This window comes from Pseudomonas sp. X10 (genome assembly GCF_054889225.1).
This window is the reverse complement of sequence record NZ_CM142677.1, coordinates 1,203,160-1,224,288: the sequence shown is the minus strand read 5'-3', so window position 1 is coordinate 1,224,288 and position 21,129 is coordinate 1,203,160. Positions and strand designations below refer to the sequence as shown.

18 protein-coding genes are annotated in these 21,129 nt (G+C 63.5%); 9 read left to right on the top strand and 9 right to left on the bottom strand.

The window, feature by feature from the left end:
* Nucleotides 1–111: 111 nt before the first annotated feature.
* Entirely contained in the window at nucleotides 112–2,664 is a 2,553-nt protein-coding gene (locus ACYU03_RS05720; protein WP_461888751.1) for a TonB-dependent receptor, read from the top strand.
* Nucleotides 2,665–2,841: 177 nt separating this feature from the next.
* Here ACYU03_RS05720 and ACYU03_RS05715 read toward each other — a convergent pair whose 3' ends face one another.
* From ACYU03_RS05715 to ACYU03_RS05700, 4 genes are all read right to left on the bottom strand, one after another.
* Nucleotides 2,842–4,059 (bottom strand): class I SAM-dependent methyltransferase, encoded by a 1,218-nt coding sequence (locus ACYU03_RS05715; RefSeq protein WP_461888749.1) that lies wholly within the window; start codon nucleotides 4,057–4,059, stop codon nucleotides 2,842–2,844.
* A gap of 101 nt (nucleotides 4,060–4,160) precedes the next feature.
* Nucleotides 4,161–4,778, bottom strand: a complete 618-nt coding sequence (locus ACYU03_RS05710; protein ID WP_461888747.1) for a TPM domain-containing protein — start codon at nucleotides 4,776–4,778, stop codon at nucleotides 4,161–4,163.
* Between the two features lie 27 nt (nucleotides 4,779–4,805).
* Nucleotides 4,806–5,537: a TPM domain-containing protein gene (locus tag ACYU03_RS05705; RefSeq protein WP_461888745.1), complete on the bottom strand. Its 732-nt coding sequence runs from the start codon at nucleotides 5,535–5,537 to the stop codon at nucleotides 4,806–4,808.
* Complete coding sequence (locus ACYU03_RS05700) at nucleotides 5,537–6,139, bottom strand: LemA family protein (RefSeq protein ID WP_461888743.1); 603 nt, start codon at nucleotides 6,137–6,139, stop codon at nucleotides 5,537–5,539. The genes ACYU03_RS05705 and ACYU03_RS05700 overlap by 1 nt, the downstream gene beginning before the upstream one ends.
* Nucleotides 6,140–6,309: 170 nt before the next feature.
* On the opposite strand from ACYU03_RS05700, the gene bglX reads away from it, so the two are divergent.
* The 6 genes from bglX (at nucleotide 6,310) to ACYU03_RS05670 (ending at nucleotide 14,999) form a co-directional block, all read left to right on the top strand.
* On the top strand, nucleotides 6,310–8,601 hold the full coding sequence (gene bglX, locus ACYU03_RS05695; protein WP_461888741.1) for a beta-glucosidase BglX: 2,292 nt from the start codon (nucleotides 6,310–6,312) through the stop codon (nucleotides 8,599–8,601).
* A 60-nt stretch (nucleotides 8,602–8,661) separates the two neighbouring features.
* The gene (locus ACYU03_RS05690; protein WP_461888739.1) at nucleotides 8,662–10,419 is read left to right on the top strand and encodes a sensor histidine kinase; all 1,758 of its coding nucleotides are present in this window, start codon (nucleotides 8,662–8,664) and stop codon (nucleotides 10,417–10,419) included.
* On the top strand, nucleotides 10,413–11,747 hold the full coding sequence (locus ACYU03_RS05685) for a sigma-54-dependent transcriptional regulator (RefSeq protein ID WP_461888737.1): 1,335 nt from the start codon (nucleotides 10,413–10,415) through the stop codon (nucleotides 11,745–11,747). Before ACYU03_RS05690 ends, ACYU03_RS05685 begins: the two co-directional genes overlap by 7 nt.
* A gap of 324 nt (nucleotides 11,748–12,071) precedes the next feature.
* On the top strand, nucleotides 12,072–13,391 hold the full coding sequence (locus tag ACYU03_RS05680) for an MFS transporter (protein ID WP_461888735.1): 1,320 nt from the start codon (nucleotides 12,072–12,074) through the stop codon (nucleotides 13,389–13,391).
* A gap of 552 nt (nucleotides 13,392–13,943) precedes the next feature.
* On the top strand, nucleotides 13,944–14,270 hold the full coding sequence (locus tag ACYU03_RS05675) for a hypothetical protein (protein ID WP_461888733.1): 327 nt from the start codon (nucleotides 13,944–13,946) through the stop codon (nucleotides 14,268–14,270).
* 117 nt (nucleotides 14,271–14,387) lie between these two features.
* Complete coding sequence (locus ACYU03_RS05670; RefSeq protein ID WP_461888731.1) at nucleotides 14,388–14,999, top strand: flavin reductase family protein; 612 nt, start codon at nucleotides 14,388–14,390, stop codon at nucleotides 14,997–14,999.
* On the opposite strand, the gene ACYU03_RS05665 is transcribed toward ACYU03_RS05670, so the two are convergent.
* Complete coding sequence (locus ACYU03_RS05665; RefSeq protein ID WP_461888729.1) at nucleotides 15,000–15,239, bottom strand: hypothetical protein; 240 nt, start codon at nucleotides 15,237–15,239, stop codon at nucleotides 15,000–15,002.
* A gap of 29 nt (nucleotides 15,240–15,268) precedes the next feature.
* Nucleotides 15,269–15,568: an antibiotic biosynthesis monooxygenase family protein gene (locus ACYU03_RS05660; RefSeq protein WP_461888727.1), complete on the bottom strand. Its 300-nt coding sequence runs from the start codon at nucleotides 15,566–15,568 to the stop codon at nucleotides 15,269–15,271.
* A gap of 202 nt (nucleotides 15,569–15,770) precedes the next feature.
* Here ACYU03_RS05660 and ACYU03_RS05655 point away from each other — a divergent pair, with 202 nt between their 5' ends.
* Nucleotides 15,771–16,703 carry an AraC family transcriptional regulator gene (locus ACYU03_RS05655; protein ID WP_461888725.1) on the top strand — a complete coding sequence of 311 codons (933 nt, stop codon included), beginning with the start codon at nucleotides 15,771–15,773 and terminating at the stop codon, nucleotides 16,701–16,703.
* A 5-nt stretch (nucleotides 16,704–16,708) separates the two neighbouring features.
* Here the strand turns inward: ACYU03_RS05655 and ACYU03_RS05650 are convergent, their stop codons facing one another.
* Complete coding sequence (locus tag ACYU03_RS05650; protein ID WP_461888723.1) at nucleotides 16,709–18,346, bottom strand: 5-guanidino-2-oxopentanoate decarboxylase; 1,638 nt, start codon at nucleotides 18,344–18,346, stop codon at nucleotides 16,709–16,711.
* A gap of 113 nt (nucleotides 18,347–18,459) precedes the next feature.
* On the opposite strand from ACYU03_RS05650, the gene ACYU03_RS05645 reads away from it, so the two are divergent.
* Nucleotides 18,460–19,335, top strand: a complete 876-nt coding sequence (locus ACYU03_RS05645; RefSeq protein WP_461888721.1) for a LysR substrate-binding domain-containing protein — start codon at nucleotides 18,460–18,462, stop codon at nucleotides 19,333–19,335.
* Between the two features lie 171 nt (nucleotides 19,336–19,506).
* On the opposite strand, the gene ACYU03_RS05640 is transcribed toward ACYU03_RS05645, so the two are convergent.
* Together ACYU03_RS05640 and ACYU03_RS05635 are read right to left on the bottom strand one after the other, a co-directional pair.
* Nucleotides 19,507–20,121, bottom strand: coding sequence for an NAD(P)-dependent oxidoreductase (locus tag ACYU03_RS05640; protein WP_461888719.1), 615 nt, complete (start codon nucleotides 20,119–20,121; stop codon nucleotides 19,507–19,509).
* A 29-nt stretch (nucleotides 20,122–20,150) separates the two neighbouring features.
* Complete coding sequence (locus ACYU03_RS05635) at nucleotides 20,151–21,035, bottom strand: MBL fold metallo-hydrolase (protein ID WP_461888717.1); 885 nt, start codon at nucleotides 21,033–21,035, stop codon at nucleotides 20,151–20,153.
* Between the last annotated feature and the right edge of the window lie 94 nt (nucleotides 21,036–21,129).

The window sequence follows — 21,129 nt, the reverse complement described above, 5'->3', positions numbered from 1 at the left end:
ATATTTTTCATTCGCAGGTGAGGTATTTTCGCAAGCGCACGTCTTCCTCCCCGCCTGCCGTGCTGAACGGCAGGTTTTTTCTGGCCTTTGTCGCCGTATAGGGGGAAATCCATGTTGTCTGCGTTGCGTCCATTGCAAGCCTTGCCTGCCCGCCCAACCTTGCTCGCCTTGTGCCTGGCCGTGAGCCTGTCGGCCGAAGCGGCCCCAGTCCAGCTCGACCTGCCGGCCCAGCCACTGGCTCACTCGCTGAGCCAGCTGGCCCAGCAAGCCAAGGTTCAGTTGCTGTTCGACGAAGCGGTGTTGCGCGATGCCCAGGCACCAGCGCTCAATGGCGCCTTCGAAGCCGAAGTGGCGATCGCACGCTTGTTGGCCGGCAGCCGCTTCAACATGATCAAGATGGGCAATACCTACGTGGTACGGGTGCGCGAAGACGACCCTGATGCCGACAATAGCATCCAGCTCGGCGCCCTGAGCATCGTCGGCGATGGCCAGCAGGTCGACGCTAGCAATGTCGGCCGCTCGACCCTGAGCCAGGCCGAGATCGACCGCTACCAGCCAAGCAATATTCCCAGCGTCCTCGCCACCCTGCCCGGGGTGAACATGGGCGGTTCCTCCAAACCCGGTGGCCAGACCATCAACATCTGGGGTCTGGGGGATGCCGAAGATGTGCCCATGACCGTCGACGGCGCCGTCAAGAGCGGTTTCGAACGCTACCAGCAAGGCACCATCTTCATCGAGCCCGAGCTGATCAAGCACATCGAAGTAGAAAAAGGCCCGCACTCGGTGAAGACCGGTAACGGCGGCTTCGGCGGCAGCGTCAACATGACCACTAAGGACGCCACCGACCTGCTTCAGGAAGGCCGCAACAGCGGCGCCATGCTCAAGTACGGCTACGCCAGCAATGACCACCAACAAACCTACAGCTCGGCGCTATTCGGCCGCACCGACGATGGCCGTATCGACGTCCTGGCCTACCTGACCAAGCGTGACGGTGGCGACATGAAGCTGGCCGACAACCTGCCCGACCCGGAAAACCGCTACCCGGTGAACCCCAAGCGCCTACCCAATAGCGCCCTGGACCTGGAGGGCGGCCTGTTCAAGGCCAATATCCATTTCAACACCGAGCACAGCCTCGGCCTGTCCTGGTCGCGTTCCCAGAGCGAACGCTGGACGCCCTTCTCATCCACGGCCTACCCGACCCCGCCGACACAATCCAACATCGACCGCTATGGCTACGAGGCCGCTCTCAAGCGCTTTCTCGCCCTGCGCACCACGATCGACACCACCTGGTCGAGCACCTACAAGTACCAGCCGATCGACAACCCGCTGATCGACCTGGAGGTCAAGTACTCCGAGTCGGATACCGAGCAGACCGACGAACGTGACGCGACCGCCTTCTTCCAGGCCGCCACCGGCGGACGCAAGATGGACACCGAGTACAAGGACCGCATGCTCGATGTGAAGAACACCAGCCTGTTCGGCACCGGGCCACTGGAGCACGCCCTGACCGCCGGCATTCAGGTACGCCGACACGACCGCGACACGCAAATGTGGATGCCCGGCAGCACCTATGAAGTCCCCAAGTACAACTACGGCCACTACCAGCCGTACTTCATGCCCAGCGGCAAGGTGCAGAGCCAGGGCTACTACCTGCAGGACGCGATCACCCTGGGCGACGTGACCATCACCCCATCGCTGCGCTACGACCACGTCGTCAATGAAGGCAAGCCCAACCAAGCGCCCTACTACAACAACCCGGAAGCCGGCCACGACTATAGCGAGAAGACCTACAGCGGCTGGTCGCCGCGCCTGTCGGTGTTCTGGAAGGTCAACCCACAGACCGCCTTCTTCGCCGACTACAGCAAGACCTGGCGCGCTCCGGTGCTGGATGAGCAATACGAAGTCCAGGGCGTCGGCAGCCGCACCGCCACCAGCCGCAACCTTGACCCCGAACGCATCACGGCCCTGCGCCTAGGCAACATCACCGACTTCTCCGATGTGTTCACGGCGCAGGACAGCGTGCAAATCCGTACCACGCTGTTTCGTAACCACATCAAGGACGAGATCTTCAAAGCTACTGGCATCGGCTGCGCGGAACAGCTACAGACCGGCGGCACCATCGCCAACACCTGTGGCGACGGCCTGATGTCCAACTACCGCAACATCGGCGATGTGGTCATCAAGGGCTTTGAAGTCGAAAGCTTCTACGACTCGACCTACCTGTTCGGCTCCGCCTCGTTCTCCTGGATCAGCGGCCGTCATGAAGGCGCCTACACCAACCCTTGGGGGCCGGACGTCTGGGCCAAGGACATCCCCGCGCCGAAGTGGATCACCACCCTCGGCGTGAAGATCCCGGCGTGGGATGCCCGCGTAGGCTGGACCGCCCAGTTCGTGCGCAAGAGCGACCGCCTGCCCAGCGACAAGTACAACGAAGGCCCGGCCAGCGCCCTGGGGGACCGTTACTACGACCACTTTGCCAACGACGACTACCAGGTCCACGGCCTGTTCGCCAACTGGAAGCCACAACAACCCTATCTCAAAGGTACCGAGGTCAATTTCACGGTAGACAACTTGTTCAACGAGGCCGTGCGGCCGGAGCTCTCCGGAGAGAATGTGTATACCCAGGGACGCAATGCGAAGATCAGTGTGACGCGGTTTTTCTGAGGGGAGCGGCGGTTCGGCACCCCGACTCGCCCGCGAATGCAGCCGTGAATTTACCGACGCATTCGCGGGCAAGCCCGCTCCTACAGGTCCCTGCTAGATCAATGAGTTATGTATCGTGGCTATGAGGGCGGCGGTTGTGTCGGCCACGGGGTTCGAGGTGAGCAAGGCCAAGAAGGACTACGCCGCAATCAATCCATCGGCCCGCAACAACGTCTCCAGGCAATGCTCCTTCACCCCGTAGAACGCCTTGAGCTGCCCGATCTTCTCCAGCAGCGGCTTGGCATCGCCCGGCTGCCTGCGCTTGACCGCCAGGATCATCTTGTTCTTGTTGGTGTGCTCCAACGAGATGAACTCGAACACCTTGGTCTCGTATCCACAGGCTTCCAGGTACAGGGCACGCAGGCTGTCGGTGAGCATCTCGGCCTGCTGGCCCAGGTGCAGGCCGTATTGCAGCATGGGCTGGAGCAGACCTGGGCTGTGCATCTGCGGGCGGATCTGCTTGTGGCAGCACGGCGAGCACATGATGATCGAGGCGCCGCAGCGGATACCGGTGTGGATGGCGTAGTCGGTGGCAATGTCGCAGGCGTGCAGGGCGATCATCACGTCGATGGCCTCGGGCACCACGCTGCGCACATCGCCACATTCGAATACCAGCCCCGGATGCTCCAGGCGCCCGGCGGCGGCATTGCACAGGTCGACCATGTCCTGGCGCAACTCGACACCGGTGACCTGGGCCTGGCGCTGCAGACTGTTGCTCAGGTAGTCGTGCATGGCAAAGGTCAAGTAGCCCTTGCCCGAGCCGAAGTCGGCCACGCGCAACGCCTGGTCGGCCGCCAGCGGCGCGCTGGCCAGGGCATGGTCGAAGACCTCGATGAACTTGTTGATCTGCTTCCACTTGCGTGACATGGCCGGGATCAACGCGCCCTGGCGGTCGGTCACACCCAGGTCGCGCAGGAACGGCCGGGACAGCTCCAGGTAGCGTTTCTTCTCCCGGTCATGCTCTGTCACAGCGGCCTGGCGCGGTTGCTGCGCACCATGACGCTTGAGCATCGGCTTGCCTTTCTTGCTGAAGGTCAGCTGCACTTCCTCGTCCTGGTTGAACAAGTGGGCGTTGCGAAAGCTGCCAGGTAGCAGTTCGCCGACCAATGCCTGTGCCTGCTCCAGCGGCAGGTTGCGGGTGATGTCGCGGGTCTGGTGGCGGTAGACCAGCGACAGGCAGGCCTGCCCCTTGACCACCAACGGCTTGGCAATGATGCGCTGCAAGGTGTCGTCGTCACCGACATGGCGCGCCAGCACCAGCTTGACCAGGGTGTTGCCCTGCAGGCTGGCGTCCAACAGGCTCAGGAACTGGGCACGCGCATCCGGCGCGGTGGAAGCGGAGGGTGTGGCGGACATCGGGAATGGGTGCCTCGGATTGCGGAGGGCGCGCTGGGCGCAGTGCCGGGCATTTTACGTCGATGCCCGGCCTGCGCACAGGTTTTCTCGATGGGCGTGGCTCAGTCGAGGATCACCAGGCGGTTGGGCAGTTCGTTGCGCGCATGGGTCGATGGCACATGGGTGCGCAGCAACTCACCGCAGGCTTCGATACAGGTGACGAAGCCTTGCAGGGTCTGGCCCTGGCGTACCTGCTCGGTGAAGCGCGCGACGATGGCCGCCCAAGCCTGGTTGTCCAGGCGTTGGGCAATGCCGTCGTCGACCAGGATTTCCACGTAGCGCTCGGCCTCGCTAACGAAGATCAGCACACCGGTGGCGCCGGCGGTGTGGTGCAGGTTCTGTTCGAGAAACTGCCGCCGCGCCAGGTTCGAGGCCCGCCAGTGCCGGACCGAGCGCGGGATCAGCCGGGTGGTCAGGCGCGGGATGCGGAACACCAGGCACAGCACCATGAAGGTCACCCACTGGGTCAGCAGCAGCTCGTTGATACTGAGCCAGCCGACCAGGTAATGCAGCAACCCCGGCACCACCAGCGCCACCAGGCTGGCCCAGAGCAAGGGGATGTAGGTGTAGTCGTCGGCGCGCCGGGCCAGCACGGTGACCAGTTCGGCATCGGTATGTTGCTCGACCCGAGCGATAGCCTCGGCCACCTGGCGCTGGTCGTATTCGTTGAGCAATGTCATGCAATCGCTATCTCGTTGGTTATCGTTCTACCAGCCACCGGATGAACCGCCGCCGCCAAAGCCTCCGCCTCCACCACTGAAGCCGCCACCCCCGCCGCCCCCACCAAAGCCGCCGAAACCGCCCCCAAAACCACCTCCACCACGTCCTCGGCCACCACCATCGCCAAGGCCATCCAAGCCAAACACCATGATCACCAGCAACACGAGCAGGCCCGCCGCCCAGCCGGGGGTCTTGTTCCCCCTGGGCTCACCGACAACCTGGGCCGGCTCCTGCAACGGCTCGCCACCGAGCACCTGGAGCATGGCACTGGCGCCAGCGATGATGCCTTCTCTGAAGGCCCCGCGGCGGAAGGCGGGCGTGATCACACTGTTGATGATCACCGAGGACTGGGCATCGGTCAGGCGGTCCTCGAGGCCATAGCCGACCTCGATGCGCAAGCGCCGCTCGTTCGGCGCGACAATCAACAGCGCGCCATTGTCCTTGCCCTTCTGGCCTATTCCCCAGTGGCGGCCGAGCTGGTAGCCGAATTCCTCGATGCTCTGGCCCTGCAGGTCGGCCAGAGTCACGACCACGATCTGGTCGCTGGTGGCCTGTTCATGGGCGGCGAGCAGACGCTCCAACTGCTGGCGGCTGGCGCCGTCGAGCAGGTGAGCGTTGTCCACCACCCGCCCGGTCAGGGCCGGAAATACCGGCTCGGCGCGTGCCAGCCCGCAGGCCAGCAGCGTTGCCAGCCACAGGGCGACGATGAGCGCCCGCATCAGAATTTCACTTCAGGCGCCTTGTCGGCGTTCTCACTGGTGGCTTCGAAGCTCTCGCGCACCTTCAGGTCGCTGTACATGACACTGTGCCAGATGCGCCCGGGGAAGGTTCGGATCTCGGTGTTATAGAGCTGCACAGCGGTGATGAAGTCCCGGCGTGCCACCGCGATACGGTTCTCGGTGCCTTCGAGCTGCGATTGCAAGGCGAGGAAGTTCTGGTTGGACTTGAGGTCCGGGTAGCGCTCGACGACCACCATCAGGCGGCTGAGCGCCCCGGTAAGCTGGGCCTGGGCCTGCTGGAACTGCTGCAGTTTCTGTGGGTCGTCCAGGGTGTTGGCATCGACCTGGATCGACGTGGCCTTGGCCCGCGCCTCGATCACTGCGGTAAGGGTTTCCTGCTCCTGGCGGGCATAGCCCTTGACCGTCTCCACCAGATTGGGGATCAGGTCGGCCCGGCGCTGGTATTGGTTCTGCACCTGGCCCCAGGCCGCCTTGACCTGCTCATCGTACTGCGGAATGTTGTTGATCCCGCACCCGGCCAACAGGCTGCCGAGCATCAACAACAACCACAACCGCAAAGACCTGGACTGAATGACCTGCATGTTCGGCACACTCCTTTGTTTTCAAATGTTTCATATAAGGCATAATCCGCCGCTATCGCTGGATCGGGCGGACCTGATCGGCTGAAAGATACCCCAGAACAATAGCCGTTTCCCAATTTCGGCCCAAGCGTATCACCGTGGATACCGCCACGGCCTAGAGAACAGAATTCATGAACAAGTCGTGTTTGCTGGGCCTTGTCATCGGCCTGGCCAGTCAGGCTGTCCTGGCCGCGCCTGCCTCCCCGCCCTTGCAGGACAAGCAAGCCTTCATCGAACACCTGATCGGGCAAATGACCGTCGATGAGAAGATCGGCCAGTTGCGCCTGGTCAGCATCGGCCCTGACATGCCCCGCGAGACGATCCGCAAGGAGATCGCCGCCGGACGCATCGGCGGCACCTTCAACTCCATCACCCGTGGCGAGAACCGGCCGATGCAGGATGCCGCCCAGCGCAGCCGCCTGAAAATCCCGATGTTCTTCGCCTACGACGTGATCCATGGCCACCGCACCCTGTTCCCGATCAGCCTGGGCCTGGCGGCGACCTGGGACATGGACGCCATCGCCAAAGTCGGACGCACCTCGGCCATTGAAGCGGCCGCCGACAGCATCGACATGACCTTCGCCCCCATGGTCGACATCGCCCGCGACCCGCGCTGGGGCCGCACCAGCGAAGGCTTCGGCGAAGACACCTACCTGACCTCACGGATTTCCAGGGTGATGGTCGAGTCACTCCAGGGCAAGCGCCCGGCCAATGCCGACAGCGTCATGGCGGTGGTCAAGCACTTCGCCTTGTATGGCGCGGTGGAAGGCGGCCGGGACTACAACACGGTCGATATGAGCGCGCCGAAGATGTACAACGACTACCTGCCCCCTTACCGCGCCGCTATCGACGCCGGTGCTGGCGGAGTGATGGTGGCGCTGAACTCGATCAATGGCGTGCCGGCCACGTCCAATACCTGGCTGATGCACGACCTCCTGCGCAAGGCGTGGGGCTTCAAAGGCGTGACCATCAGCGACCACGGCGCCATCCAGGAACTGATCTTCCACGGTGTCGCCCGCGACGGCCGCGAAGCCGCCAAGCTGGCGATCAAGGCCGGCATCGACATGAGCATGAACGACTCGCTCTATGGCCAAGAGCTGCCCGGCCTGCTCGAGTCCGGTGAGGTCAGCCAGACCGAGTTGGACAACGCCGTGCGCGAAGTGCTCGGCGCCAAGTACGACATGGGCCTGTTCGAAGACCCTTACCGGCGCATCGGCAAGGCTGAGGACGATCCCCAGGACGCCTATGCCGAGGCGCGCCTGCACCGCGACGCCGCCCGTGACGTCGCCCGCCGCAGCCTGGTGCTGCTGGAGAACCACAACCAGGCGCTGCCGCTGAAGAAGGCCGGTACCATCGCCCTGGTCGGCCCTCTGGCCGATGCGCCCATCGACATAATGGGCAGTTGGGGCGCCGCCGGCCGGCCCAGGTATTCGGTCACCGTGCGCGAAGGTATCCGCCGCGCCCTGGGCGACCAGGGCAAGCTGATCTACGCCAAGGGCTCGAACATCACTGCCGACAAAGCCGTCATCGACTACCTCAACCACCTCAACCTCGATGCACCGGAAATCATCGAAGACCGGCGGCCGGCGGCGGTGATGATCGACGAGGCGGTCAAGGCCGCTCGGCAGTCCGACGTCGTGGTGGCCGTGGTCGGTGAATCACGCGGCATGTCTCATGAGTCTTCGAGCCGCACCAGCCTGGAAATCCCCGCCAGCCAGCGCGACCTGATCAAGGCCCTCAAGGCCACCGGCAAGCCGCTGGTACTGGTGCTGATGAATGGCCGGCCGCTGTCGCTGGTCCGGGAGCGCGAACAGGCCGATGCCATCCTGGAAACCTGGTTCAGCGGCACCGAGGGCGGCAATGCCATCGCCGACGTGCTGTTCGGCGACTACAACCCCTCCGGCAAACTGGCCATCACCTTTCCACGCTCGGTCGGGCAGATTCCGATGTACTACAACCATTTGAGCATCGGTCGCCCCTATACGCCGGGCAAGCGGGGTAACTACACCTCGCAGTACTTCGAGGAGCCCAACGGCCCGCTTTATCCGTTCGGTTATGGTCTGAGCTACAGCGACTTCAGCCTGTCAGGCCTGACACTGTCGAAACAGACGCTCAAACGCGGCGAGACCCTGGACGCCCAGGTAACGGTGAAGAACACTGGCCCGCGTGACGGCGAGACCGTGGTGCAGCTGTACCTGCAGGATGTCGCCGCGTCCATGAGCCGCCCGGTCAAGGAGCTGAAGAACTTCCAGAAGGTCATGCTCAAGGCCGGAGAGTCCCGGACCTTGACCTTCCGCATCCGCGAGAATGACCTGAAGTTCTACAATGGCCAACTGCAATGGGCCGCCGAACCTGGCCAGTTCAATGTCCAAGTCGGGCTCGATTCCCAGACCGTGCAACAACAGCACTTCGAACTGCTGTAAACCGTCGATACGCCCCAAAGGGAGGGTCTCAAGGCCCTCCCGATAGCCAGGATCCGCACCATGCCATTTTCCTTTCGCACCCTGCGTCTGGGGTTGATCATCCTGCTGATCGTTATCGGCACCGTCCTCAGTGCGAGCTGGGCCATGCACCAGGCCAAACGCAAGGCCATGGTCACCGACGCACGCCGCGCCAGCCTGCAACTGGGGCTGTACGCCAATTCGCTGCAAACCCTGATCGAGCGCTATCGCGCCCTGCCCGCCGTGCTGGCCCTGGACCCGGAGCTGATCAACGCCCTGCGTGGGCCGGTCGATGAGAAGGTGCAGGATGCCCTGAACCGCAAACTCGAACTCATCAACGGCGCGGCCAACTCCTCCACCCTGGAACTGCTGGACCGTACCGGGCTCGCCGTGGCGGCCAGCAACTGGCGCCTGCCGACCACCTACGTCGGCTCCAACTATGGCTTTCGCCCCTACTTCAAGCAGACCCGCAGCCAGGGCAGCGGCCGCTTCTATGCGGTGGGCGTAACCAGTGGCGTGCCGGGCTATTTCCTCTCCAGCGCGGTCAACGACGAGCACGGGCGCTTTCTCGGCGCCATGGTGGTCAAGCTGGAGTTTCCCGAACTGGAACGTGAATGGCGCCAGGGCAGCGATGTGCTGCTGGTCAGCGATGCCCGCGGCATTATCTTCATCGCCAACCAAGACGGCTGGCGCTACCGCGAACTGCAGCCACTGAGCGTTGCCGACCGCGCCGAACTGGCCGAGACCCGCCAGTACGACAAACAACCGCTGGTGCCCCTGCAACATCAAGTGCTCACCCAGTTCGCCGACAACAGCCGCCTCAGCCGTGTGCAAGGGCCGGAGGGCAACACCGAATACCTCTGGGAGAGCCTGCCGCTGGAGACCGAAGGTTGGACCCTGCACCTGTTGCGCAAGCCGCAGGTCAGCGAGGATGGGCGCAATGCCGCGCTGGCCGCTGCGGCGATCTGGTTGAGTCTGGTGTTCGCCTTACTGTTCATCAGCCAACGCCTGCGCCTGGCACGCCTGCGCCAGCGAAGCCGCGAAGAGCTCGAACGCCTGGTCGAGGTGCGCACCCGCGATCTGCGCACCGCCCAGGAAGGCCTGGTGCAATCGGCCAAGCTGGCGGCGCTGGGGCAGATGTCGGCCGCCCTGGCCCACGAGATCAATCAGCCGCTGACCACCCAACGTATGCAACTGGCGACGTTGCGCCTACTGCTCGACAGCGGCCAGGTGGAGCAAGCGCGCCAGGCCTTGGAACCACTGGACCAGATGCTCACACGCATGGCCGCGCTGACCGGCCACCTCAAGACCTTCGCCCGCAACAGCCCCGGCGGCCTGCGCGAGCGCCTGGACCTGGCCACGGTGGTCGATCAGGCCCTGCACCTGCTGGAAGCGCGGATCCGCAGCGAAGGGGTCGAAGTAGCCCAGTACCTGGCGCGTCCGGCCTGGGTTCGGGGCGATGCAATCCGCCTGGAACAGGTGCTGATCAATCTGCTGCACAATGCTCTCGACGCCATGACCGGGAAAAGCTACAAACGCTTGGAAATCCGTATCGAAGCCGATGCCGGGCACTGGCGCCTCAGCGTGCTGGACAGCGGTGGCGGTATCCCCGAGGCGGACCTGGCCAAAGTCTTCGACCCCTTCTTCACCACCAAGCCGGTGGGCGAAGGCCTGGGCCTTGGCCTGGCGATTTCCTACGGCATCGTCCACGAGGCCGGCGGCCAACTGCAGGTCGAGAACCTGCCTGGCGGCGCGCGCTTCAGCCTTACCCTGCCCCGCGATCTGGAGCCTGTATGTTGAATTCAGTGATCGTCGTCGATGATGAAGCCAGTATCCGCACGGCGGTGGAACAGTGGCTGAGCCTGTCGGGCTTCAGCGTGCAGCTGTTCAGTCGTGCCGATGAGTGCCTGGCGCAACTGCCACGGCACTTCCCCGGGGTGATCATCAGCGATGTGCGCATGCCCGGCATGGATGGCCTGCAACTGCTCGAACAGCTTCAGGCAGACGACCCCGACCTGCCTGTGATTCTGCTGACCGGCCATGGCGACGTGCCAATGGCTGTCGAGGCCATGCGCAACGGCGCCTATGACTTCCTGGAAAAACCCTTCAGCCCGCAAAGCCTGCTCGGTAGCCTGCGTCGAGCCCTGGAAAAGCGCCAACTGGTGCTGGAGAACCGGCGCCTGCACGAACAAGCTGACCTCAAGGCGCGCCTGGAGAACACCCTGCTGGGCATGTCCCACGGCCTGCAACAGTTGCGCCGCCAGGTTCTGGACCTGGCGGCGCTGCCGGTCAACGTGCTGATCCGGGGCGAAACCGGCAGCGGCAAGGAACGCGTGGCGCGTTGCCTGCACGACTTCGGCCCGCGCGCCAGCAAGCCCTTCGTCGCCCTGAATTGCGCGGCGATCCCTGAATCGCTGTTCGAGGCCGAACTGTTCGGCCACGAGAGCGGCGCCTTCACCGGAGCCCAGGGCAAACGCATCGGCAAACTGGAGTACGCCAACGGCGGCACAGTGTTCCTCGACGAGATCGAAAGCATGCCGCTGGCCCAGCAGGCCAAGCTGCTGCGGGTGATCCAGGAGCAGAAGCTGGAACGCCTAGGCGCTAACCAGAGCATCAACGTCGACCTACGCATCATCGCCGCGACCAAGCCCGACTTGCTCGAAGAAGCCCGTGCCGGGCGCTTCCGCGAAGACTTGGCCTACCGCCTGAACGTCGCCGAACTGCGCCTGGCTCCCCTGCGCGAGCGGCGCGAGGATATCCCCTTGCTGTTCGAGTTCTTCGCCCGCCAGGCCGCCGAACGCCTGGGCCGCAGCGCCCCGCCGCTGGGCGGCGCCCAACTGGCGCGGCTGCTAGGCCATGACTGGCCAGGCAATGTCCGCGAGCTGGCCAACGCCGCCGAGCGCCACGCCCTCGGCCTGGACTCGCCCGCACTCGAAGATTCCCCCGCCGGGCAATCCCTGGCCGAACAGATAGAGGCGTTCGAAGCCCAATGCCTGCGTGCCGCCCTGCGCCAGCATAAGGGCGAGATCAAGGCAGTGATGGAAAGCCTGCAACTGCCTCGCCGCACCCTCAACGAAAAGATGCAGCGCCACGGCATTTCCCGCGAGGACTTCATCGAGCGCGAATGAGCGAAATCTTGCCTATAGGCCAACAGCAATAAGCGGAAATCCGCTTATCCATCACCCAAGACCGCCTTCACATCCAAGTGAGCACAGCCTCGGCAAGCGGGGCTGCGTGCAGCCCATCACGGCATGAAGCCCCTCCCAGAATGTCCCTGCAAGCCTTGGATTGAGCGGTTGCCCATAGGAGCGGCTTGTGCCGCGAGGGGGTGCCCGACTGCGCCAAAACGCGAGACCAGCATCGAGATGACTTCCGTTGGCACAGCTTCTGCAAACGCCCCTGCAAGCTGCGCTACGGCGCGCTCCACAAAAACAACGAGAAGGTTACCTCTGATGGATAACGCCACCACCCTGCCAGCCGGGGCGGCCCTTGCGCCCGCTGCGGAAAAGACCACCTCTAGCCGTCTCAAGTCGATCTTCAGTGGTTCCATCGGCAATATGGTCGAATGGTACGACTGGTACGTCTACGCCGCGTTTTCGCTGTACTTCGCCAAGGCCTTCTTCCCGGCCGGCGACACCACCGCACAACTGCTCAACACCGCTGCGATCTTCGCCGTGGGCTTCCTCATGCGCCCGATCGGCGGATGGTTGATGGGCCTGTACGCCGACCGCAAGGGGCGCAAGGCCGCGCTGATGGCCTCGGTACTGCTGATGTGCGCCGGCTCCCTGGTCATCGCCCTGACCCCCGGCTATGAGACCATCGGCGTCGCTGCGCCGATCCTGCTGGTCATCGCCCGCCTAATGCAGGGCCTGTCGGTTGGCGGTGAATACGGCACCTCGGCCACCTACCTCAGCGAGATGGCCACCAAGGACCGCCGTGGCTTCTTCTCCAGCTTCCAGTACGTGACGCTGATCTCCGGCCAGCTCATCGCCCTGGCGGTGCTGATCATCCTGCAGCAGACCCTGACCACCGAACAGCTGTACGCCTGGGGCTGGCGCGTACCTTTCGTGATCGGCGCTCTGTGCGCGGTCGTTGCCCTGTACCTGCGCCGTGGCATGGAAGAAACCAGCTCCTTCACCAAGAAGGAAAAGTCCAAGGAAAGCCTGATGCGCACCCTGATGCGCCATCCCAAGGAACTGGCGACCGTGGTCGGCCTGACTATGGGCGGCACCCTGGCCTTCTACACCTACACCACCTACATGCAGAAGTACCTGGTCAACACCGTAGGCATGAGCATCACCGACTCGACCACCATCTCGGCGGCCACGTTGTTCCTGTTCATGTGCCTGCAACCGGTGATCGGCAGCCTCTCCGACAAGATCGGCCGCCGTCCGATCCTGATCGCCTTCGGTGTGCTCGGCACCCTGTGCACCGTACCGATCCTCACCACCCTGCACACCATCCAGAGCTGGTGGGGCGCGTTCTTCCTGATCATGGCAGCACTGATCATCGTCAGCGGCTATACCTCGATCAACGCCGTGGTGAAAGCCGAGCTGTTCCCCACCGAGATCCGCGCCCTGGGCGTCGGCCTGCCCTACGCCCTGACCGTATCGATCTTCGGCGGCACCGCCGAGTATGTGGCCCTGTGGTTCAAGAGCATCGGCATGGAGACCGGTTTCTACTGGTACGTGACGGCCTGCATCGCCTGCTCGCTGCTGGTGTACGTGTTCATGAAAGACACCCGTACCCACTCGCGGATCACCACTGACTGATCTTGTCGGACGGGTAGAAAAAGGGGCGAACCGCCAGGCGGTTCGCCCCTTTTTTCGTCCCATGCATGGCCTTCGCTGGATCTGGCCACAGCCACCCGCCACTTGGCCGACCTTCTCGAGAAGAGATGCCTCATCAAGCTGTCCGCAGCACTCGCGACCAAATCAACCCTTCCATGAACGACCAGCCCACTCCGCTCGATGAGTGATCGAACGCAGCCTTGCCTATGTACTGGCCGCTAAACGGGCAGCCTTGGCGCCATAGAGCGTTTTTTCCGCTTCTGATTCCCTAATGGTATTTCCAGTTAACCCGGAATTAATCCCCGGGCGGCACCCTGTCATGGCTGGTGAAAACCTTGCCTTCAATCCAGCGCTGAACATCTGACAAGCAATCGCGGGAGCGGGCTGACCCTACGATCGAGGGCTGAACATTGCCACAAACATCGAATAAATCGATTTTTAGACGCTAATTTTTGCGTTTTTATATCAATTTAATCGGAGTAGCATTAAACCCATAGAAACAAGACATCCCTTCATCTACTTGGAGCAACGACCATGAAAAACAAACTGATCCTGGCCATAGCCCTTTCTGTAATGGCTGCTGGTGCTTTCGCCGAAGACGGTTTCGATCGTACTAACGCCCACGAATTCGCCGCGGCCCAAACCCAATCGGCCACCTATGCGGAAGATGGTTTTGACCGCACTGGCGGTGCACGCTTCGCTGAAGACGGTTTTGACCGCACCGGCGGTGCACGCTTCGCTGAAGACGGTTTTGACCGCACCGGCGGTGCACGCTTCGCTGAAGATGGCTTCGACCGCACCGGCGGCGCACGTTTCGCTGAAGACGGATTCGACCGCACCAACGCTCACCGCATCAGCTGATCGCTGATGCGAGTACCCAGCCCGGCTTCGGCCGGGCTTGATCATTTTCAGCCAGGCAAAGGCTTGGCACACTAAGCGCCTCGTTCATCCAGAGGAAGGGCCACCCGGCCTGCGCAGATGTACTACTACGAACCCGCGAAAGGCCACGGCCTGCCCCACGACCCCTTCAATGCCATCGTCGGCCCACGGCCAATCGGCTGGATTTCCTCACAGGACCGCGAAGGCCACCTGAACCTCGCGCCCTACAGCTTCTTCAATGCCTTCAACTACATCCCGCCGATCATCGGGTTCTGCAGTGTCGGGCGCAAAGACAGCCTGAACAACATCGAGCAGACCGGTGAATTCGTCTGGAACCTGGCCACCAAGCCATTGGCCGAGGCTATGAACCAGAGCTGCGCAGCGGTGCCAGCGCAGGTCGACGAATTCGCCCTGAGCGGACTGACCGCGGCGCCATCGCGGGTGGTCAGCGTGCCCCGGGTCGGTGAAAGCCCAGTGTCCTTTGAGTGCAAGGTGACCCAGATCGTCCAACTGCAGCGTGCCGATCAGGAACGGGTCCCGAGCTGGCTGATCCTGGGAGAGGTAGTGGCAGTGCATATCGCCGAGCATCTGCTCAAGGATGGTATCTACGACACCGCCGCGGCCGAGCCCATCCTGCGTGGTGGTGGCCCGGCCGACTACTTCGAACTGGGCAACCTGTTCAAGATGGTCCGGCCACAGGTCAACGGCTGATCACCAGATCAGCTCGCCCTCGTCGCTGACGCTCTGCAGGCGCGCAAGCTCGGCACAGGCGGCCTCATCGGCCGCCAGCGCGGTCTTGAAAAGCTGCCCATCGAGCACCTTGTGAAAACGCGGCGCGCCTCCCATGCCCAGGCTCTTCACGGCAATCGCGGCGCTATAGCCGCCTTCGCCCGGGACCATCGCCGATACCGCTTCGAAGTGGGAAAACTCTCTACGTGCCATGCCTGACATTCCAAACCGTTTGAAAAAAGGCCTGCATTCTAACCCGAGCCGAAGGTGTGCAGGTCCAGGCTGGCGACCACCTGGGCCTGGACCAACTCGCCGAACAGGTCCAGGGTCGGCGAGGCAAAGTAACCGCTCATCGCCTGCTGGTCGCGCCAACTGCCGCTGAGCAGCCAGAGGTCGGTATCGGCCAGGGAGCGCTGCACGCTGAAGCTCAGGCAACCGGGAGCCTGCAAGGAAGGCTCCAGCAGGTCGCGCAGGCGGGCGCCCAGCTCTGCCGAACGACCACTGCTGGCACGGATGAAAGCAAGGTGTGTGACCGGTTGAAGCTGGGTCATGGGGAGTTCTCCTTGAAGCACGCGGACAGAAAAGCCAGGCTGCCAAGGTTAGGTCCTCGCCCGCACGCGTGGTTAGGCCATTCCTGCAGCCCGCTTGCCTGATCCTGCCGCCGTGCAGGATCAGGCAAGCGGGCTGCAGCTTTGGACTAGCGCCCTCCCTTGCACAAACCTATGCTGCAGCCGTCAGCAGAGGAAAACCGCCATGACCACGCCATCGCCCGCCCCATCGTTTCTCGACCCGCCCCTGGAGGCGCAGCGCCAGGAACTGGCCGGGCTGATCCGCCGACATGCCGGCGAACCCAGCGGCACCGAGTCGGCCATCGAAGACCTGTACCTGGTCAGCTACCGGGAAAACATCCGCTCGATGCCCACCCTGGCCCAACCGGCCCTGTGCATCCTTGCCCACGGCAGCAAGACCCTGTTCCTCGGCGATGAACGCTACGCCTACGACCCATTGCACTACATGGTGGTCTCGGTCACCTTGCCGATCAGAGGGGCCATGCTCGAAGCCAGCGAGGATAACCCGAGCCTGGGCCTGCGCCTGGACATCGACCCGGCCGAGATCAGCCAACTGATCGCCGAAGCGGGGCCGATGGCAGTGCCGAACCTGCCCTCCGGACGTGGGCTCTACGTGGAACGCAGCGACCCACAATTGCTCGATGCCCTGCTACGCCTGGTGCGCCTGCTGGACACGCCACGGGACATCGCGATGCTGTCGCCCTTGATCCGCCGCGAAATCCTCTACCGCCTGTTACGCGGGCCGCAAGGCTACCGGCTGTATGAAATCGCCCTGGCCAACAGCCAGACCCACCGTGTCTGTCAGGCTATCGCCTGGCTCAACCAGCATTTCCAGCAGCCATTGCGTATCGAAGACCTGGCCCGGGAGGTCAACCTGAGCACTTCCACCCTGCACCACAGGTTCAAGGCAGTGACCTCCATGAGCCCCTTGCAGTACCAAAAGCAGTTGCGCCTGCAAGAAGCCCGGCGCCTGATGCTCAGCGATGGCCTGGAGGCGGCAGTGGCGGGTTACCGGGTCGGCTATGAAAGCCCCTCGCAGTTCAGCCGTGAGTACAGCCGCCTGTATGGCGCGCCGCCCATCCGCGACCTCGCCCGGCTGCGCACCAGCGCCAGCTGATCAGCTCAGGCCGGCACCGCCTGTTGCCATTGCGCCTGGTCGATTTGGATCAGCGTCGGCCCCTGGCGGTCACAGGCCTGGCGCAAGGCCTCGCGCAGCTGCGCCACGTCGCAGACCGTCTGCGCAGCACCGCCCAGGGCGCGGGCGACGCCGATGAAGTCCGGAGTATGGATGTCCACGCCCACTGGTTTAATGGCGCGGTTGACCATGTACTTCTTGATTTCCTCATAGCCCTGGTTGTTCCACAGCAGCACGATCAGCGGCGCCTGCGCCTCCACCGCGCTGGCCAACTCGGACAGGGTGAACTGCAGACCGCCATCGCCGATCAAGCACACCGCCGGGACACGCTCGGCAGCCGCCTCGGCACTGCCCAGCCAAGCGCCCATCGCTGCCGGCAGGGCATAACCGAGGGTACCGTAGCCGGTCGAAGCGTTGAACCAGCGGCGTGGCCGGTCCATGTCCAGGGTCAGGTTGCCGGTGTACACCGGTTGGGTCGAATCGCCGATCAACACTGCGTCGGGCAGGGTTTCCAGTACGGTAGTGAGCAGGCGGGTCTGGCTGCGGGTCGGCTGGTCCCACTCAGCGGCGAGGGTCTGGCGCAAGCCTGCGGCGCGGACGGCGCCCCAAGTGCTTTCACGCACCGGCTGTGGTTGTGCCTGCAAGGCGTCCAGCAAGGCCTCGGCAGCCAGATCGGCATCGGCCACCAGGGCCAGCTCCGGCATGTAGTTGCGCACGGTCTGGTCCGGGTCGATGTCGATACGCAGCAGGCTGCCAGGAATCTCGAAGCCCCCCTTGAAGGTCACGTCGTAGTCGGTTTCCGCCAGTTCAGTGCCAATGGCCAGCACCACGTCGGCCTCGGCGACCAGAGCACGGGTTGCCGGCAGTGACTGGGTCGAGCCGATCTGCAACGGATGCTGCGCCGGCAGCAGGCCCTTGGCGTTGATGGTCAGTGCCACCGGCGCCTGAAGGTGTTCAGCGAGCCGGGTAATGGCCGCGCCGGCGGCCAACGCACCGCCACCGGCGAGGACCAGCGGACGCTGAGCCCGCACCAGACGCTCGGCCATCTGCATCACCGCCTGGGGCGCGGCACCGGCCCGCGACGTACGTACCGGGCGGCTGGTCAACAAGTGGTCAGCAGGTTCGACCAGCACATCCAGAGGAATCTCGATATGCACCGGGCGCGGCCGCCCGCCATCGAATACGGCAAAGGCCCGCGCCAGCACCTGAGGCAGGTCGTCGACACTCATCAAGGTGTGGGAAAACGCCGCCACGCCAGCGACCAGGCTGGCCTGGTTGGGCAACTCGTGCAGCTTGCCACGCCCGCCTCCCAGCTGGCCGCGGGACTGGACGCTGGAGATCACCAGCATCGGAATCGAGTCGGCATAGGCCTGGCCCATGGCGGTGGTGATGTTGGTCATGCCCGGGCCGGTGATGATGAAGCACACCCCAGGCTTGGCGCGCGTGCGTGCGTAGCCATCGGCCATGAACCCGGCGCCCTGCTCGTGGCGCGGCGTGATGTGCCGGATCGAGGAGTCCGCCAGCCCCCGGTAAAGCTCCACGGTATGCACACCAGGAATCCCAAAGACATGGTCGACGCCATAGCCTTCGAGGAGTTTCACCAATACTTCGCCACAGGTCGCCATGTCGTTCACCCTGATTCTTGTTGAGACCAGGCATCATTGGAACCGTCGTGCGGCTACCGGCACAATGCAAAAAAACACATACTAGCCATGTCCATAGATCATGGCTAAAGACAATGAAACGCTTGCCTCCCCTACCCGCCCTGCACACCTTCCTGGTCACCGCCCAGTGCTGCAACTTCACCCGCGCCGCCCAGCAACTGCACATCACACAAGGTGCGGTGAGCCGGCAGATCGCCGGGCTCGAAGAGCACTTGGGCTATGCCCTGTTCCAGCGCCAGGCCCGGGGCCTGAGCCTGACCCGCGAAGGCCAGGACTGGCTGCCGCGGGTGCAACAGGTGTTCGCTCTGATCGAAGATGGTGTACGGGAGGTCGGCGGCCGCAGCAGCACCCTGCAGCTCAAGGCGCCGACCTGCGTGATGCGCTGGCTGCTGCCGCGCCTGATGGAATGGCAGGCCCTGCGCCCGGACGTGCCGGTGGAGCTGACCACCACAGTGCAGCACGGCGTGGATTTTCGCCGTGAGGGCTTCGATGCGGCGGTGGTCTACGGCAACGCGCCGAACCACGGGTTGCAGGTCCGCAAGTTGTTCGACGAACAGCTAACGCCGGTGTGCGCACCGTCCTTGCTGGCCGGGGCATTGCCACTGGTCAACCTTGAGGACTTGGCCCGGCACATGCTGCTGCACCCATCGCGGGACGAACATGACTGGCGGCTCTGGCTGCGGGCCGCCGGTGCCGAACTCGGCCAACATGGGCCACGGCAGCATTTCGAGACCCTGGACATGGCCATGGCCATGGCGTCCCAGGGCACTGGCGTGGCCATTGGCGATTGGGCGCTGATCGCTGACGATCTGCGCAGTGGACGGCTGTGCACGCCCTTCGAGCTGAAGGTGGCGACCGGCAAGAGCTATTACCTGGCCTGCCCACCGAAAGCCGCGACACCGGCATTGCTTGAGTTGCTGGACTGGTTGCAAGAGCGTGCCAGACAGTAAACCTATTCACCGGCAAGCAACGGCATGTGCGGCCTTGTGTCGCGATGGGGCGCGCAGCGGCCGTAAACCAAACGACTGATGTCTAGAGAGAGCAACATTACCCTGCTCCCACAGACAACACTGGCTCCTACCTCACTCCTGCATGCCCCGGTCCTGGGAAATGGATTCGCCTCAATACCCGACAGTAAACCGCTGCCGCGAATGCGCCGGCTTATCCAGCTCATCGAGCATGGCGATGGCATAGTCGGCAAAGGTGATCCAACTCTTGCCATCGGCGCCGATCAGCAGGTGGTCCTTGCCCAGTTGGTAATGCCCGCTACGCTCGCCTTCGACGAACTCGGCCGAAGGCGACAGGAAGGTCCAATCGAGTTGTTGCTCCTGGCGCAGCTCATCGAGGAAGAGCACGCCTGCATTGGACTCAGCCTTGTAGGCTTCAGGAAAGTCCGGGCTGTCGATCACCCGGTGGCCCGAGGGCAGCAACAAGCTGCCTGCGCCGCCAACCACCAGCAGGCGCTTAACCCCGGCACGCTTCACCGGCTCGATAATGGCGTGCGGCGAGAGCGTCGAGAAATGCGCTGCGCTCAATACAGCGTCGCAGCCAGTCACCGCCTCCTGCAACGCGGTGCTGTCCTTGGCATCCAACGCCTTGACCGTGACGCCTGGGCGCCCTTCCAGCTTCGAAGGGTCGCGGGCGATGGCGATGACACTGTGGCCCCGACGCAGGGCCTCTTCCAGCAACTGGCTGCCGGCACGGCCGGTGGCGCCGATGATTGCGATCTTGCTCATGGGAACAACTCCATCAGGGTTGAAAGGGATTACCACTTCATTTCGCCCTTGGCGACCTTGGCACTGAGCTCCAGGGAGCTTTCCTCACCCAGGTCCGGGTAGAGCTGCTGCATGGCCGCGATCAGCTCGGCGGCATCCGCCGATTTGGCTGTTTCGGCATCAAAGGCACGGATGTAGTCGGCCGTGAAGCGCACGGCGGCCAGCGAACGGCTGCTCTGGCCCAAGTAGTGGCCGGGAACCACGGTCTGCGGGGCCATCTGCTCGATACGCTCAAGAGTCTTGAGCCAGTCCGTGTGGGACTTGGCCGATTGGGTATCGGCCATCCACACATGAAGATTCTCCGCCACCACCACACCTCCGACCACCGCTTTGATCGACGGGATCCAGACAAAACTGCGGTCCGGCTGCGGCCCATCCAGACCGATGATGTCCAGCGCCTGGCCTTCCAGGCTCAGGTGGTTGCCTTCGAGCACCTGCGGCACGACCAACTGCGCCGGTTTGTCAGCCCCCATCTGCGGGCCCCAATAGGCCAGCTTGTCGTTCATGGTCTTGCGGATATGCGCCACGGTGGCTGCCGAGGCGACGACCTTGGCGTCCGGATAGGCCTGGGTCAGCGTCGGCAGGCCGAAGTAGTAGTCCGGGTCGCCGTGGCTGATGTAGATGGTGGTCAAGCGCTTGCCGCTGGCGCGCAATCTGGCCACCACTTGCTCAGCCTGGCCCTTGCCGAACTGGGCGTCGACCAGAATGGCGTCATGCTTGCCGCTGACGATCACCGAACTGACCGGGAACAGCGCTTCGTGCCCAGGGTTGTAGACGTCCAGTTGCAATGGCGGCTCGGTAGCCGCCACCTGGGAGGCCAGGCCGAAGCCGGCACACACCAGCAGCACAGTGCGCAAGGCGGAAGAAAAGGACATCGGGGCATTTCCTGTGAAAGAGAGGATGGGCAACAGCTTAGTTGCCTGTTCCATCACAAAAAATGCGATGCTTGGACATAGTTTGTTTCTGAAA